Here is a 14,190-nt window from a genome sequence, read left to right as displayed (position 1 = left end):
CCTCCCATCTAGCAACGATTGTTGACATTTTTTTAAAACATGTTTGCTTTTCAAGAAAAATTTTACCGTCACTTTTCTCGAATAACAACAAATAGAAAGCGCTTTTTCGTCACTTTACATGTTGACATTTTTTAAATAAAGAAGCAAAAAGGTAAGCTGTTCACTTACCTTTTTGTTTATTCGTTATTCACCTTTTTTTAACATCTCGATTAATTCATCATATTTTGGACTATTTAAGAAGTTTTCCACAGATATGTGGTATGCATTTGGTAATTTTTCTTTCGCACGATCTGTTAAATTTTGATGAGTAATAACCACATCTGCATCCGCTGGCAATTGATTAATCGCTGTATTTGTTACTTCAATATCAAGTCCAGCTTTTTGCACTTTGTTTCTCATAATGGAAGCACCCATCGCACTTGATCCCATTCCTGCATCACAAGCAAAAACAATTTTTCTCACTTGTTTTGGCGCCGCAATGCTTAAAGCTGAAGCCACGCTGCTTTTCTTTCCTTTTAATTGCTGCATTTGTTCTGTCGCTTGTTCTAAATCGCCTTCTTCTTGTTTTGATGTTTTTAAGAAGAAGGATGCCACTAAGAAAGAAACGGTAGCAGCAACGATTACACCAGCAAGAACCCCTAAGTAATGACCGCGCGGCGTCATAGCAAGTAGCGCAAAAATACTTCCTGGCGATGGAACTGCAACAAGACCTGCATTAAATAATGTGAATGTAAACACCCCGCTCACACCACCGGCAATTGCAGCTAAGATGAGTACTGGGCGCATTAAAATGTAAGGGAAGTAAATTTCGTGAATTCCTCCGAGGAAATGGATGATCACCGCACCTGGCGCTGATTGTTTTGCCATCCCTTTTCCGAATAACCAATAAGCAAGTAAAATACCAAGACCTGGACCTGGGTTTGTTTCAAGCAAGAATAAAATAGATTTTCCTGTTTTTGCTGCTTGCTCAATACCAAGTGGGCTTAAAATACCATGGTTAATGGCATTGTTTAAAAATAATACTTTTGCTGGTTCAATAAAGATGTTTGCTAAAGGTAACAATTTCGCGTTAACAATTGCTTCTACGCCTGCTGCTAATGTTTTGTTTAATCCTAAAACAACTGGACCAATTCCTTTGAAAGCGACTAATGTGAGTAACCCACCAATAATACCTGCCGAAAAGTTGTTTACTAACATTTCAAAACCTTGTTTGACTTTCCCATGAACAAGTTTGTCAAACTGTTTAATGGCATATCCGCCAAGCGGCCCCATGATCATGGCACCTAAAAACATCGGAATGTCTGAACCGACAATAACCCCCATGGTTGCGGTTGCACCGACAACACCACCACGCATGTCATAAATCATTTTTCCGCCTGTATAACCAATTAATAATGGTAATAAATACGTAATCATTGGGCCAACTAATTTAGCGAATGTTTCGTTTGGCAACCAACCTGTCGGGATAAATAATGCAGTAATAATTCCCCATGCAATAAATGCTCCGATGTTTGGCATAATCATTCCGCTTAAATAACTGCCAAATCGTTGCACTTTTACACGAAAACCTGTTTGATTTTCCATGTTTCTTCCTCCTCTTTTTTATTTGGTCTTGCTATAGCTTCATATTAAAGCGCTTACAGGTCACATTCAATGTAAAGTAAATATCATTTTGTCTGTCACAATCTTGTCATTTTTTAAAAACAAAAAGAGGAAAAAACATTTCTCAACCATTCCCATCATTAGTTTGCTTCATAACAGCAAAAACTAATGATGCATAACGATTAAAATGCCAAGGAGGGATGCACAAATGATAACAAAACTAACGAAATCCATTGCCGCCTTAAGTTTACTGGCCATTGTTGGCTGTAACAACGCAATGGATATGAACAACCGTTCAAACATTTCTGCTTTGCATACGACGCTATCAAGCGATCAATATCCCCATACAAAAGCGATATTGATTCAAGAAGCGCGCTATAAATTTGTTCCGATCGATCCGAAAGACGCAGCCAATTTACGCACACAAATTGAACGATCGTTAACGGAACAACAAAGAATGTATGTGCAACCAAGACCTTACACGCCGTCACCAAATGCGTATCAACGTCCAAATCAGGTGACGCCGACACAACCGAACAGACAAACACAACAACCGACTCAGCAGCAACCAAGACAAACAACACCGACAACAAGTATTAGTCAATATGCACAACAAGTCATCGATTTGACAAACAGAGAACGTGCTCGTGCAGGGCTTCCAGCTTTACGTGCTGATGCGCAGCTCAGCTCGGTCGCTCAGAAAAAATCGGAAGATATGCGAAAAAATAATTATTTCTCGCATACAAGCCCAACATACGGCTCTCCTTTTGATATGATGCGCGATTTTGGCGTTTCTTATCGAACAGCTGGGGAAAACATCGCGAAAGGGCAGCGGACACCTCAAGAAGTAGTGAATGCGTGGATGAATAGCGCCGGACACCGAGCCAACATTTTAAATCGAAACTTTACGCATATCGGTGTTGGATTTGACGGAAACGGAAACTATTGGACACAAATGTTTATTGGAAAGTAAAGTCTCCTTTACCACTGTCAAAGGAAATGGCAGTTGAACATCAAAAAAACCGCCGTCTCCATACGAGGCGGCGGTTCCCTATCTTACCGTTCAGACACTTGTTCTAATAATGCATCTCCTGTCTTACTTACACGTACATAGGCAAAACGAGCATGGCGTTGGATATCTCCTCCTGTTTTTTCTGGAACAAAATACGTTTCAATTCCATAAATGATTGTATTTCCGTATATATTTCCGTTTACTAATACATCGCCTTCTCGATACATATCCGAATCGCGTTGTTTTCCATTTAACGAATACACACCAACGAACCGATGAACGCCTGTTTCATCTTTCCGTAAAATGACTTGGGCTTTTCCCCACTCATTCATTCCCTCAATTGTTGAAATTTCGTATTGAAGACGGACATAATCTCCTTGAATGAGCGAACGTGGATCGACTGGTTCAAGTTGCAATTTCATTTGTTGACCATATTGAAGATGTTGCTCTTTATCAAACGTCACATAAGTGATAAAAGCCACTTGCAACATGATGATGACGAAAAGCGGTAACCATTTTTGCTCATGAAAAGATAATGAAATCGACTTTCTTTTTTGTACGACCGAAGCAACGATCAATAAACATACTCCAACAATGGCTAATGTCATGGATTTATGCAATAAATTCCATACCCATTCATAATACTTTAACGCTAAAAATAAAAAGATATATAACCAAGCAATTGCTTGTTCTTTTTCATTCGTACGGAAAAAGAGAACAAAAGCAACAAAACCAAGAAACAGTATATTCCATACAACATACGCCCAATCCACCACAACTAAATCAGCACTCGTCAATAAAAGAAGCGTAGCGAATGAAAAAACGAGGAAAACGAGTCGCTCATACGTATGTTTTGTCACCCAATAAATAATACCGTAAAAAACAAATACAGTAAATAACGTGAAACGAATGTCGCTCCACTCATCAAGCATCATCATGGCGAAATAAAGAGAAACAGCCATATTCGTCATCGTTCGTACACCCGCCGACATTCGCCATGAAACAATAAATAATACAGCGATATACACACTAATGACGATAAAGGAAACCTCTGTTACGCTAAACGCACCGAGGATATATCCAATCGCAAGCAACGTGTAACGAACAACATCGTTCCATCTTTTCCATAGCAATCCCGGAACAACAAATAAAGAAACAGATATACTAAGCAACCAATAGGGAGAAAACACATCAAACCAAAACGATAATAATTGCAATATACTTCCAACTACAATAATGGAAGCAACCCCTGTGACAATCACTTGAAAAGCAACAAAAAATATTTTCTCTACTTTTCCGTTGCTTCGCTTTTTCATCCAACGAAGCGCATAAATGCCTGTATAAACGATGATGGCAGCCAACACAAGCCCAAATATATACCAATTACCACCAAAATGCCGATCAACAAAGCGAAAATATTGCACAACCCAAAACATACCTGTAAACAACACCGTACATATAAAATACGGTTGTTTTCTTACATATATTAAAAACAACACGAAGATAAAAGCATATACGTATGGCCAAAAATGAAACTGGTCTATGGAAATCCCTTGTATAAATATGACGAATAGCCAACTGTGCATCGCCATATAAGCCAGAACAGAAACAATTGATGGACGTCCAAGAAATGAAATGATCCCGTTGATTATGGCAAAAAGCAATAAAATAAAAAACGATGACCATTCTCCACGTTCAATTTGATACGAAGACGGAAAATAGTAAAACCAAAATGTGAGCTGTAGCAGTCCGAAACTGAGTATAGAGAGAAACGGAATGCGAGCAAACATGGCAAACATAGCCGTAGGGATAAACCAAATGAAAAACAATAAAAAGCTATCCGCATGCGAGTTATATACTTGACCAATTAATGCGACACAAATTCCAAATGTTATCGCCCCAAAAATAAGCAACCATTTACTTAAAAAATGATGGCGAAAAACCGTGGCGCTCATGCCATAAAACAAAATCATAAACCCAGCACTAATCCCGACTTTCATCAAGCGCCCAAGTTCAGGCCAATTAGAAGCAAAAAAATAAACGAGCGCTGCGATCAAAAACAAAAGCCCTAACAAATATGTTGTTTTCACAACACGTTGTGCCATAAAGTGGCCTCCTTAAACATCCTTTTTATCATTATACTATGACTAGAGGCCAAACGTATACATCATTCATCGATATCCAAGCCGTTCCGAAATTTGCTTACCTATCTTTTTCATTTGTGCGTGAAGTTGTTCAATCCGTTCATTTGTCATACGAATGGTCGGTCCGGAAACACTTACTGCGGCAATAACTTGTTTCGTATGATCAAAAATTGGAACAGCGACACATCGTATACCGTATTCATTTTCTTCTAAGTCGAGCGCATAACCGCGTTGCCGAACACGTTCTAGCTCTTGAAACAACATTTGACGATCTGTAATTGTATAATGAGTATGTGGTGGCAATCCTTTTCGATCTAAAATATCCGCAACAACATGCTTAGGCAAATGTGCTAAAATCGCTTTTCCAACAGCTGTACAATGCATTGGTGCTCGCTTTCCAACTTTCGAATGCATGCGCAACGTTTCATTCCCATCTAACTTTTCAATATAAATGACTTCTCCTTGATCGTACACGACAAGATGCACGACTTCATTTGTCAATTTTTCCAGCTCACGCAAATACGGTTTCGCTTCTTTTCGCAAATCCATCGATTCTAACAACTTTGAGCTCATTTCTAGTAGTTTGTAGCCAAGTTGATAGCGCTCTGTTTCTTCGTCTTGTTCGACATATCCATACTCAACAAGTGTGGACAATAACCGGTACACCGAGCTTTTATGAATACCTATTTGTTTTGCGATTTCAGTTACACCCATTCCATGACGTTCATTACTTAAAATATCCATGATTTGTAACGCCCTACTCACTGATTTCACAAACGAATCTTTTTCCATGCTGTTTCCCACCTTTAGTACATAACGAGGGCATTCACATGGAATGCCCTCATCACATTATTGTTTTACATGCGCAAATTTTGCTTTTGCTTCTAAACGACGGCGATGTAAAATCGGTTCTGTGTAGCCGTTCGGCTGTTCATATCCTTTGAAAACGAGATCGCACGCAGCTTGGAAAGCAACTGAGTTGTCATAATCCGCTGACATTGGTCGATATAACGGATCATCAGCATTTTGTTCATCTACCACTTTGGCCATTCGCTTCAATGTTTCAAGCACTTGTTCTTTCGTACAAATCCCATGATGCAACCAGTTCGCAATATGTTGACTTGAAATACGCAACGTTGCTCGATCTTCCATCAAACCAACATTATGAATATCAGGAACTTTTGAACAACCAACACCTTGATCAATCCAACGAACAACGTAGCCAAGAATACCTTGGGCATTGTTATCTAGCTCTTGTTGAATTTCCTCAGGCGTCCATGTTGGATGGATCGCGACAGGAATTTGTAATATGTCGTCACGATAGTTTTTAACATGTTTCTTCAGCTCATCTTGCACCGCAAACACGTCAACTTTATGATAATGAAGCGCATGTAAAGTTGCTGCAGTCGGTGACGGCACCCATGCTGTGTTTGCCCCTGCTTGCGGATGAGCAATTTTTTGCTTGATCATCTCCGCCATCATATCAGGCATCGCCCACATCCCTTTGCCAATTTGAGCCCGTTCTTGAAAACCTGTCGCTAACCCAATCGCCACGTTCGACTTTTCATAGCTTTGTAACCATGTGGATGACTTCATTTCGTTTTTCCGAATCATCGGACCTGCTTCCATTGACGTATGAATTTCATCGCCTGTACGATCTAAAAAGCCTGTGTTAATGAAAATAATTCGATCTCTCACTTGATAAATGCAATTTTTTAAATTCAACGTTGTCCGACGCTCTTCATCCATCACGCCAATTTTAATTGTATTTCGCTCAAGACCGAGCATGTCTTCAACCCGATCAAACAATTCGTTCGCAAATGCTACTTCTTCTGAACCGTGCATTTTCGGCTTTACGATGTAAATGGAACCTTTTCTTGAGTTCACATATTTTCCGTTACCGAGAAGCGAATGTTTCATAATTAAAGTCGTCACAACAGCATCTAAAATGCCCTCATACACTTCTTCCCCATTTTCAAGCAAAATCGTATTGTTTGTCATTAAATGCCCAACGTTTCGCACAAACATGAGTGAACGGCCTGGCAATGTGAGCGTTTCGCCATTTGGTGTCGTATACACACGATCCGGTTGAAGGGCACGAGTCACTATTTTATTCCCTTTTGTAAAATTCGCTGTTAAATCCCCACGAACTAAGCCGAGCAAATTACGATAAACAAGCACTTTATCTTCCGCATCCACCGCTGCAACGGAATCTTCGCAATCCATAATCGTTGTTAAAGCTGACTCTAAATAAACATCTTTAATCCCAGCTGCATCTGTCTGCCCGATCGGATGAGTTCGATCAATTTGTATTTCAATATGCAAGCCGTTATTTTTTAACAAAATAGCAGACGGTTGCTCTGGTGAGCCTTGATACCCGACAAACTTCTCTTCATCTTGTAATGTTGTCGTTTGTCCATCTTTTACTGTGACAGTTAATGTACCGTTTACAACAGCATATTGAACAGCATCTTTATGCGAGTATTCACGAAGCGGTACCGCTTCATCTAAAAAAGCACGGACGTAAGTAATGACTTTCTCACCGCGCACTGGATTGTATCCTTTTCCTCGCTGTGCACCGCCTTCTTCACTAATCACATCTGTCCCATATAGCGCATCGTACAAACTTCCCCAACGAGCATTGGCTGCATTAAGGGCATAACGTGCGTTTGTAATTGGAACAACGAGCTGCGGACCTGCTTGCTTAGCAATTTCATCATCTACATTTTCTGTTGTAATTTCAAAGTCATCAACTTCTGGCTCTAAATATCCGATTTCTTGTAAAAACGATTTATATTTTTCAAAATCGAACTGCCCACGATGTTGCTTATGCCATTCATTAATCTTTTCTTGCAGTTCATCACGCTTCGCAAGCAACGCTTTATTTTTCGGTGTGAGTTCTTCAATCAGCTGCTCAAAATCGCTCCAAAACTTGCTCGCATCTACGCCGCTATTTGGTAATACTTCATTTGTTATAAAATCATAAAAGATGCTTGCTACTTGCAAACGTCCAACTTGTACATATTCTCCCATCATCATTCCCCTTCCCCTTTTTGTTGCGTATTATGAAACATCGTTTCAAATTTCTCGAAAATATCATACCACACAAAAACAGAAAATTTCAACAATTTTCTTATAATGAATAAAGGCGGGAAAAGTCCCGCCTTACTTGTAAATCCCATATTTTATAATATTCACATATTCATCTAACTCTTGTACGAGCAAATCTCCTTGTTGAATCGGATTATATTTTTGATTTTTATACAGTTGCATGTACTTATTCGATAATTGTTCAACGATCAACATCGTCATGCGCACGACAGTTTCAGCACATACATCATCACGCAATGTTTCTTTCTGGAGAAGATCTTTTAAAAAAATATGTTGCAATTGAAAATCTTCAGCATATGTTTCGTAATGTGTCGCAAGTAGTTGTTCCATTTCTTTTTTCACCGCTTTTGGTGGATTAGCGACTGCATCGATGACTAGTTGTGTTTCATTCGGATATTTCATAAATACTCGTTGCTTGATAAGCACAATTTGTTTTATTCGTTCAAAAAAGTCACTACATCTCAGTTCATTTACTGCTTCCATCGTTTTTTCAGTCAATAACCGTTTTGCATAATGAACGACATACAAATATAAATTTTTTTTGCTTTTAAAATAGTGAAACAACAATCCTTTTGAAATGCCAGCGCGACTCGTCATCACATCCGTCGATGCATTGTCGTATCCGTTTTGTACAAACTCTTCGATCACGGTTTGAATAATGAGTTTCTTTTTTTCTTCTGGTTGCCTTTCAAACGCTTCGTACAATCAAATCCCCCTCACACGACAATATCTTTCTTTTGATAAATTACATATGCTGCAACAATACTTGAAATAATGATCACAATCATTAAACTTGTATACAATGGATCTATTTGTAAATCATAAATAATCGGTGCCGCATCGACATATTTAAACGGACTCACATATTTTAAAAACGATAAATCTTCAGAAATACTTGACATCATATTCATAAAATAAGTAACAAAGACAAGTCCAAAGGCAAACGATGATGCGTTTCTCGTTTTGCGCATCATCGTTGATAAGAAAAATGCTATGGACGCAAAAGTAAAGTGAAGGAATACAGTTGCCAACGTTAATAAATAAATAGCTGTGAATGAAACATCGTATTCTTTAGCCATTTGAAAACCAATCAAACTGACGAGCAAAGAAACCGCATTTAAAATAAGGATATTCACCACCACAACAAGCCATTTATCCGTTAAAATTTCTCTCCTTGTTATCGGTTTAGCGAGTAAAAATTCAATCGTTTTATCGTTCTCCTCTTTTGCGACGATGTTTGCGGCTAACATCGCTGCATAAACGCTACCAAGTAACGTCGTCATCGTATATACACGAACACCGTAATATCCTGTTAAATCGCCAATGCTTAGTTGATCCATCCCAAACGCCTTAATCATCGCTGGTGGCAATGATTGAAGAAGTTTCGTTACTTCTTTTTGCTGCTCCGCAAACTGTGGGAAAATACTTAGCGTTAAAAGGACAAGACCGCCAAGTACGATACTCCAAATCATTAAAGACTTTGCATTTCTCTTCCATTCACGTTTAAACATCGTTCATCCCTCACTTTTCGTAATAGTGCATAAACACATCTTCTAAAGATGGCTCGCTAATCGACACATCTTTTATGCGCAAGCTGTGCAATAGGGCGATCAGTTCATTCATATCTCCTTTATATAGCATCGTCATTTCATTGCCGTTCATTTCTTTTTTTACAACACCTGCTAAATCAAATAAAGTATATTGCCCTTCTTCAAACACGACCGTCACATGTTTCAAATGGTTTTTCGTTAAATGTTCAATCGTTTCCACTTGAATTAATTTTCCTCCTTTAATAATTGCTACACGATCGCAAAGTTTTTGTACCTCAGAAAGAATGTGTGAGGAGAAGAAAATCGTCACCCCTTTTTTCCGTTCTTCCAAAAGAAGTTCAAAAAATGTATGCTGCATAAGCGGATCTAATCCACCTGTTGGCTCATCTAAAATGAACAATTTTGGTTCGTGCAAAAGCGCTTGAACGATACCGACTTTTTTTCGATTTCCAAATGATAAATCTTCAATTTTTTTATAGATATCTAAATCAAGACGTTCAGCTAACTGTTTCAATCGTCGATCCGACACTTTGTAAAATGATGCCGAATACGTCAATAAGTCAATTACTTTCATATCATCATAGTAATGCACTTCAGAAGGTAAGTAGCCGACATGCCTCCGAATTTCTTTTGCATCTTTCACAATATCTTTTCCGAAAATTGTAGCACTACCGCTCGTTGGATAAATGAAATTCAGCAATGTACGAATCGTTGTGCTTTTTCCCGCCCCATTCGGTCCAATAAATCCAAAAATTTCTCCTTCCTCAATCGAAAATGTAACATGTTCAATTCCTCGATTGTTTTTATACATTTTCGTTAACTGTTTAACATCAACAATGCCCATTATTCCGCCTCCCCGACATCACTCATTTATTGACTAGTAAGTCAATTCCATTATATAGGATTTTGACTGGTTAGTCAATTAAAGATAAAAAATAATCCCCCCTACACACGTAGAGGGATTGGATTATTTCGCAAATACATGGTTTCCAATGATCACAGTTACTTGTCGTGAGCGGATCCATTCGCTTTTCGCCGTTTTTGGATTATAAAAATACAGCGACCCGCTTCCTAAACCGCGAAAAGCAATGGCTTCTTCGACCGCTCGATATGCTTCACGATCTGCCGGCTTATTAATTTCACCATTTTGTACAGGAGTAAATGCGTAATATCCTCCGGAACGATCATAAATGACTTGGCGAATAGTGTTTGGAAAATTCGGATGATCAACACGATTCAACACCACGGTTGCTACCGCTACTTTTCCTGCGAATGGCTCTCCTTTTGCTTCTGCATGAACAAGACGAGCTAATAAATCTTTATCAGCCTGAGAAATGGGTTGTGGGATGCGTAACGTTTCTCCAACAAATAAAACATCTGTTTGTTTTTGATTGATTCGTTGTAACTCTAGCAATGGAACATTGTAATGTTTTGCGATCGTCCAAAACGTCTCCCCTTGCTTGACATAATGAACTGTCGTTTGCGCAAAAGTTTCAGTTGTTGAGACAAAGATGGTAGCTACAAACAGAGAAGCAAGTGCTAGTAATTTCCTCATGTTATCCCTCCTAGTCTGTTGCTCGCTTACAAGACTAGCAGAGATTTATTAATCTATCATTATCTAATTGTTGGAAAATCTCTCAAACGATATGACGCTCAACATTCCAAAAGATATATGGAAAATGATTCATTCACACTCAATATCCTCTTACTGTTTGTCACAGCTTTTTCAAAATCACAATGATCATGTGACGATCATCACAACAAACAAATAAAAATTATATATATTGACAACTTACTTTTCGTAAGTTTATAATTATCTTGAAATCAAGATAAAGGTTGATGCATATGAGCCAAAACGATCAAACATTATCATTAAAACTATTCATTGTCCTTTCTAGAGCACATAAGGCGGTGTCTGAACATGTAAAACATGACATTCAGCGTTACGGACTAAATCCAACGGAGTTTGGTGTTCTCGATTTGTTGTATCATAAAGGAGCACAGCCGATTCAGCAAATCGGTGATAAAATTTTGCTTACAAGTGGAAGCATGACATACGTTATCGACAAACTCGAAGAAAAAGGATATATCGTCCGGCAACGTTGTGAAAAGGACCGCCGAATTACGTACGCTGTCATTACAGAAGAAGGAAGGACACTAATGGATCACATTTTCCCACAGCATGCACAAAAAATGTCGGAAATTTTCCAATCTTTATCCACAGATGAAAAAGAAATAGCGATTCACTTGCTCAAAAAGATAGGTCTTTCATTAGCGCCTTTTTAAAGGCCTATCGCACAACTTTTATCTTGAAATCAAGATATATGAAAGGAGAAATAATTATGATGCACATCGGTATTTTACTTATTCGTCTAGCTGTCGGTTTAACTTTTATGGGTCACGGTGCTCAAAAATTATTCGGATGGTTTGGAGGATATGGCTTAAAAGGAACGGGAGGATGGCTTGAATCTATTGGACTAAAGCCGGGGATGACAATGGCTCTCATTGCTGGCCTAGCTGAATTCGTTGGAGGGTTATTGTTTGCGCTTGGGCTGTTCACCCCATTTGCAGCTTTGTTAATTGCTGCAACGATGTTCATCGCCATTGTAAAAGTACATGCACCAAATGGATTTTGGATCACACAAAATGGATTTGAATATAATCTTATTTTAATTGTGGTTGTCATTGGCGTTGCACTTATTGGCGCAGGCGACTATTCACTTGATGCACTTATCAAATAAGGAGGCACACCATGATTCACGTATATCCCGCACATGAACGATTTGAATCAAACCACGGTTGGTTGCAAAGTTATTTTAGTTTTTCATTTGCTGAATATTTTGATCGCAAAAATATGAACTTTGGCCCATTGCGCGTATTTAATGACGATATCATTGCTCCACAACGCGGATTTGGCGCACATCCTCATCAAGAAATGGAAATCGTTACAGTCGTCTTAAAAGGACAACTTGAACATCGCGACAACCTTGGTAATCATCGCATCATCTCATTCGGTGAAGTACAACGAATGACAGCCGGAACAGGTATTGTACATTCAGAAATGAATCCGTCTACTACGGAAGAAGTCAATCTTCTACAGCTTTGGTTTTTACCTAAAACGTACGGTCTTACTCCGTCATACGAACAAGTTTCATACGATGTTGAAAATATGAAAAATCGCTTATTGCCCATTGTTTCAAAAAAACAAGCCGGTGAGCAAGTTGCCTACATTCACCAAGATATAACCATGTATTTATCCGATTTAGAAAATAACAAACAACTTACATTTCACCAACAAGAAGGACGTCGAATGTATGTGTTTGTTATTGAGGGAGAACTTGTGTTAAATGATGATACGGTTTTACAACGTCGTGATGCCGCTCGTATCACAGATGTCACACGATTGCACATAGCAGCGAACATAGACAGCCGTTTTATGCTCATTGACTTACCGTAGTGGCCAGCTTGCCCATGAAAACGGGCAAGCTGAATTTTACTGAGCAGCACGTACATCTTTCGGCAACCAAAACGTAAGTATACCGAACAAAGGAAGAAAACTACACATCACCATAAGTGTTTTTAGCGTATACACGTCTGCGATTTTGCCAAGTGCAACCGCTCCAAGCGCCCCCATTCCAAATGCGAGACCAACAATTAATCCAGAAGCCATCCCGACATTTCCTGGAAGCAATTCTTGTGCATAAACGACAAAAGTAGCAAAACTAGAAGATAAAATAAAGCCTGTGACAAAAACAATTGGCAAAACGAAATGAAGTGGCACATATGGCAAAATGAGCGCAAACGGTGCCGTACCAAGCGTGGATGCAAAAATTAAATTTCGTCTCCCAAATCGATCAGCAAGCGGACCGCCAAAAACGGTACCGATCGCCCCTGCGATCATAAAAACAAATAAATAAAGCTGCGCCTCACGAATGGAAACATCGTAATATTTCATTAAATAAAACTGATAGTAATTCGAAATCCCTGCATAATACCACGAACGTGCAAATACGAGCAACACGAGAAGAACGAGGGCAAATATAATTCGTTTGCTTGTATGTGTCTTTCCTTCTGCCATTCTGTTCGGACGATTTTTCAGCTGATGCAACTGAACAGCATACCACTTGGACACCCAAAATAAAACAACCATCCCAAGCGCCGCAACAATGACAAACCAACCTGCTCCCTTTTGACCAAATGGAACAAAAATGAGCGCTGTAAACAATGGGGCGAGGGCGTTACCTGTATTGCCGCCAAGTTGGTAAATGGATTGAGCGAACCCCCTTCTCACCCGCGCAGCAAAATAAACGACGCGCGAACCTTCTGGATGAAAGATAGCTGAACCAAATCCAATGAATAAAACGGACAATAACACAAAGAAAAAATTAGGTGCAAACGCTAATCCAACCATCCCTAGCAAGCTCGCTCCCATACTAAACGGCAAAAAGCTCGGTGATGGATACCGATCGGAAAACAATCCGACAACCGGCTGTAGGATAGACGACGTCATATTAAGCGTAAACGCAATCCAACCGATTTGTGTATAAGATAAGTGCATCGATGATTCTAAAATCGGAAACAGCGCTGGCACCACGGCTTGCATCGCGTCATTCAATAAATGACCAATACTAATGGCGATTAAAATCGGATAAACGACGGTTTGCATATTTGTACGTTGTTCAACGCTTGCTTGCATCTTCCTCTCTCCCTAGAAAACAAATTGAATATTTACATTATAATACCTTCCGTCAATCTTTCAATTTTTTTGCCT

General features: G+C 39.1%; 13 protein-coding genes. 4 read left to right on the top strand and 9 right to left on the bottom strand.

Translation table 11 applies throughout. From position 1 onward, the window contains the following. Positions 1 to 183: 183 nt before the first annotated feature. Positions 184 to 1,584, bottom strand: coding sequence for a PTS mannitol transporter subunit IIBC (locus HNR63_RS04610; protein WP_181519950.1), 1,401 nt, complete (start codon positions 1,582 to 1,584; stop codon positions 184 to 186). Positions 1,585 to 1,810: 226 nt separating this feature from the next. Between HNR63_RS04610 and HNR63_RS04605 the strand changes: the two genes are divergently transcribed. After that, positions 1,811 to 2,575, top strand: coding sequence for a CAP domain-containing protein (locus HNR63_RS04605; protein ID WP_085789475.1), 765 nt, complete (start codon positions 1,811 to 1,813; stop codon positions 2,573 to 2,575). 83 nt (positions 2,576 to 2,658) lie between these two features. On the opposite strand, the gene HNR63_RS04600 is transcribed toward HNR63_RS04605, so the two are convergent. The 7 genes from HNR63_RS04600 to HNR63_RS04570 form a co-directional block, all read right to left on the bottom strand. Further along, positions 2,659 to 4,719, bottom strand: coding sequence for a GDYXXLXY domain-containing protein (locus tag HNR63_RS04600; protein ID WP_181519949.1), 2,061 nt, complete (start codon positions 4,717 to 4,719; stop codon positions 2,659 to 2,661). Positions 4,720 to 4,785: 66 nt separating this feature from the next. Then, positions 4,786 to 5,550 carry an IclR family transcriptional regulator gene (locus HNR63_RS04595; protein ID WP_181519948.1) on the bottom strand — a complete coding sequence of 255 codons (765 nt, stop codon included), beginning with the start codon at positions 5,548 to 5,550 and terminating at the stop codon, positions 4,786 to 4,788. A 57-nt stretch (positions 5,551 to 5,607) separates the two neighbouring features. Further along, a complete protein-coding gene (locus HNR63_RS04590) occupies positions 5,608 to 7,791 on the bottom strand; it encodes a malate synthase G (RefSeq protein WP_181520206.1) in 2,184 nt (727 codons plus the stop codon). A gap of 132 nt (positions 7,792 to 7,923) precedes the next feature. After that, positions 7,924 to 8,574 (bottom strand): TetR/AcrR family transcriptional regulator, encoded by a 651-nt coding sequence (locus tag HNR63_RS04585; protein WP_181519947.1) that lies wholly within the window; start codon positions 8,572 to 8,574, stop codon positions 7,924 to 7,926. An 11-nt stretch (positions 8,575 to 8,585) separates the two neighbouring features. Beyond that, complete coding sequence (locus tag HNR63_RS04580; protein ID WP_181519946.1) at positions 8,586 to 9,380, bottom strand: ABC transporter permease; 795 nt, start codon at positions 9,378 to 9,380, stop codon at positions 8,586 to 8,588. Between the two features lie 10 nt (positions 9,381 to 9,390). Further along, the gene (locus tag HNR63_RS04575) at positions 9,391 to 10,263 is read right to left on the bottom strand and encodes an ABC transporter ATP-binding protein (protein WP_181519945.1); all 873 of its coding nucleotides are present in this window, start codon (positions 10,261 to 10,263) and stop codon (positions 9,391 to 9,393) included. Positions 10,264 to 10,386: 123 nt separating this feature from the next. Then, positions 10,387 to 10,974, bottom strand: a complete 588-nt coding sequence (locus tag HNR63_RS04570) for a cell wall hydrolase (protein ID WP_181519944.1) — start codon at positions 10,972 to 10,974, stop codon at positions 10,387 to 10,389. Between the two features lie 290 nt (positions 10,975 to 11,264). Between HNR63_RS04570 and HNR63_RS04565 the strand changes: the two genes are divergently transcribed. Genes HNR63_RS04565 through HNR63_RS04555 form a run of 3 tightly spaced genes read left to right on the top strand, consistent with a single transcriptional unit; the run spans position 11,265 to position 12,876 of the window. Beyond that, positions 11,265 to 11,705 carry a MarR family winged helix-turn-helix transcriptional regulator gene (locus tag HNR63_RS04565; protein ID WP_181519943.1) on the top strand — a complete coding sequence of 147 codons (441 nt, stop codon included), beginning with the start codon at positions 11,265 to 11,267 and terminating at the stop codon, positions 11,703 to 11,705. Positions 11,706 to 11,761: 56 nt separating this feature from the next. Further along, entirely contained in the window at positions 11,762 to 12,160 is a 399-nt protein-coding gene (locus HNR63_RS04560; RefSeq protein WP_042533976.1) for a DoxX family protein, read from the top strand. Between the two features lie 11 nt (positions 12,161 to 12,171). Continuing rightward, positions 12,172 to 12,876: a pirin family protein gene (locus tag HNR63_RS04555; protein ID WP_181519942.1), complete on the top strand. Its 705-nt coding sequence runs from the start codon at positions 12,172 to 12,174 to the stop codon at positions 12,874 to 12,876. Between the two features lie 36 nt (positions 12,877 to 12,912). On the opposite strand, the gene HNR63_RS04550 is transcribed toward HNR63_RS04555, so the two are convergent. Beyond that, the gene (locus HNR63_RS04550; RefSeq protein ID WP_181519941.1) at positions 12,913 to 14,115 is read right to left on the bottom strand and encodes an MFS transporter; all 1,203 of its coding nucleotides are present in this window, start codon (positions 14,113 to 14,115) and stop codon (positions 12,913 to 12,915) included. Positions 14,116 to 14,190: the final 75 nt, after the last annotated feature.

It is taken from the genome of Anoxybacillus ayderensis (assembly GCF_013761015.1).
Taxonomy (GTDB): Bacteria; Bacillota; Bacilli; order Bacillales; family Anoxybacillaceae; genus Anoxybacillus; species Anoxybacillus ayderensis.
The sequence above is the reverse complement of the archived record's forward strand: the minus strand, read 5'-3'. Positions and strand labels throughout refer to the sequence as shown.

Bases quoted from the DNA above. Each gene is read 5' to 3' on its own strand.
- HNR63_RS04570 (WP_181519944.1), bottom strand. From the start codon at position 10,974: ATGAGGAAATTACTAGCACTTGCTTCTCTGTTTGTAGCTACCATCTTT.
- HNR63_RS04560 (WP_042533976.1), top strand. From the start codon at position 11,762: ATGATGCACATCGGTATTTTACTTATTCGTCTAGCTGTCGGTTTAACT.
- HNR63_RS04605 (WP_085789475.1), top strand. From the start codon at position 1,811: ATGATAACAAAACTAACGAAATCCATTGCCGCCTTAAGTTTACTGGCC.
- HNR63_RS04600 (WP_181519949.1), bottom strand. From the start codon at position 4,719: ATGGCACAACGTGTTGTGAAAACAACATATTTGTTAGGGCTTTTGTTT.
- HNR63_RS04580 (WP_181519946.1), bottom strand. From the start codon at position 9,380: ATGTTTAAACGTGAATGGAAGAGAAATGCAAAGTCTTTAATGATTTGG.
- HNR63_RS04590 (WP_181520206.1), bottom strand. From the start codon at position 7,791: ATGGGAGAATATGTACAAGTTGGACGTTTGCAAGTAGCAAGCATCTTT.
- HNR63_RS04555 (WP_181519942.1), top strand. From the start codon at position 12,172: ATGATTCACGTATATCCCGCACATGAACGATTTGAATCAAACCACGGT.
- HNR63_RS04550 (WP_181519941.1), bottom strand. From the start codon at position 14,115: ATGCAAGCAAGCGTTGAACAACGTACAAATATGCAAACCGTCGTTTAT.
- HNR63_RS04595 (WP_181519948.1), bottom strand. From the start codon at position 5,550: ATGGAAAAAGATTCGTTTGTGAAATCAGTGAGTAGGGCGTTACAAATC.
- HNR63_RS04565 (WP_181519943.1), top strand. From the start codon at position 11,265: ATGAGCCAAAACGATCAAACATTATCATTAAAACTATTCATTGTCCTT.
- HNR63_RS04575 (WP_181519945.1), bottom strand. From the start codon at position 10,263: ATGGGCATTGTTGATGTTAAACAGTTAACGAAAATGTATAAAAACAAT.
- HNR63_RS04610 (WP_181519950.1), bottom strand. From the start codon at position 1,584: ATGGAAAATCAAACAGGTTTTCGTGTAAAAGTGCAACGATTTGGCAGT.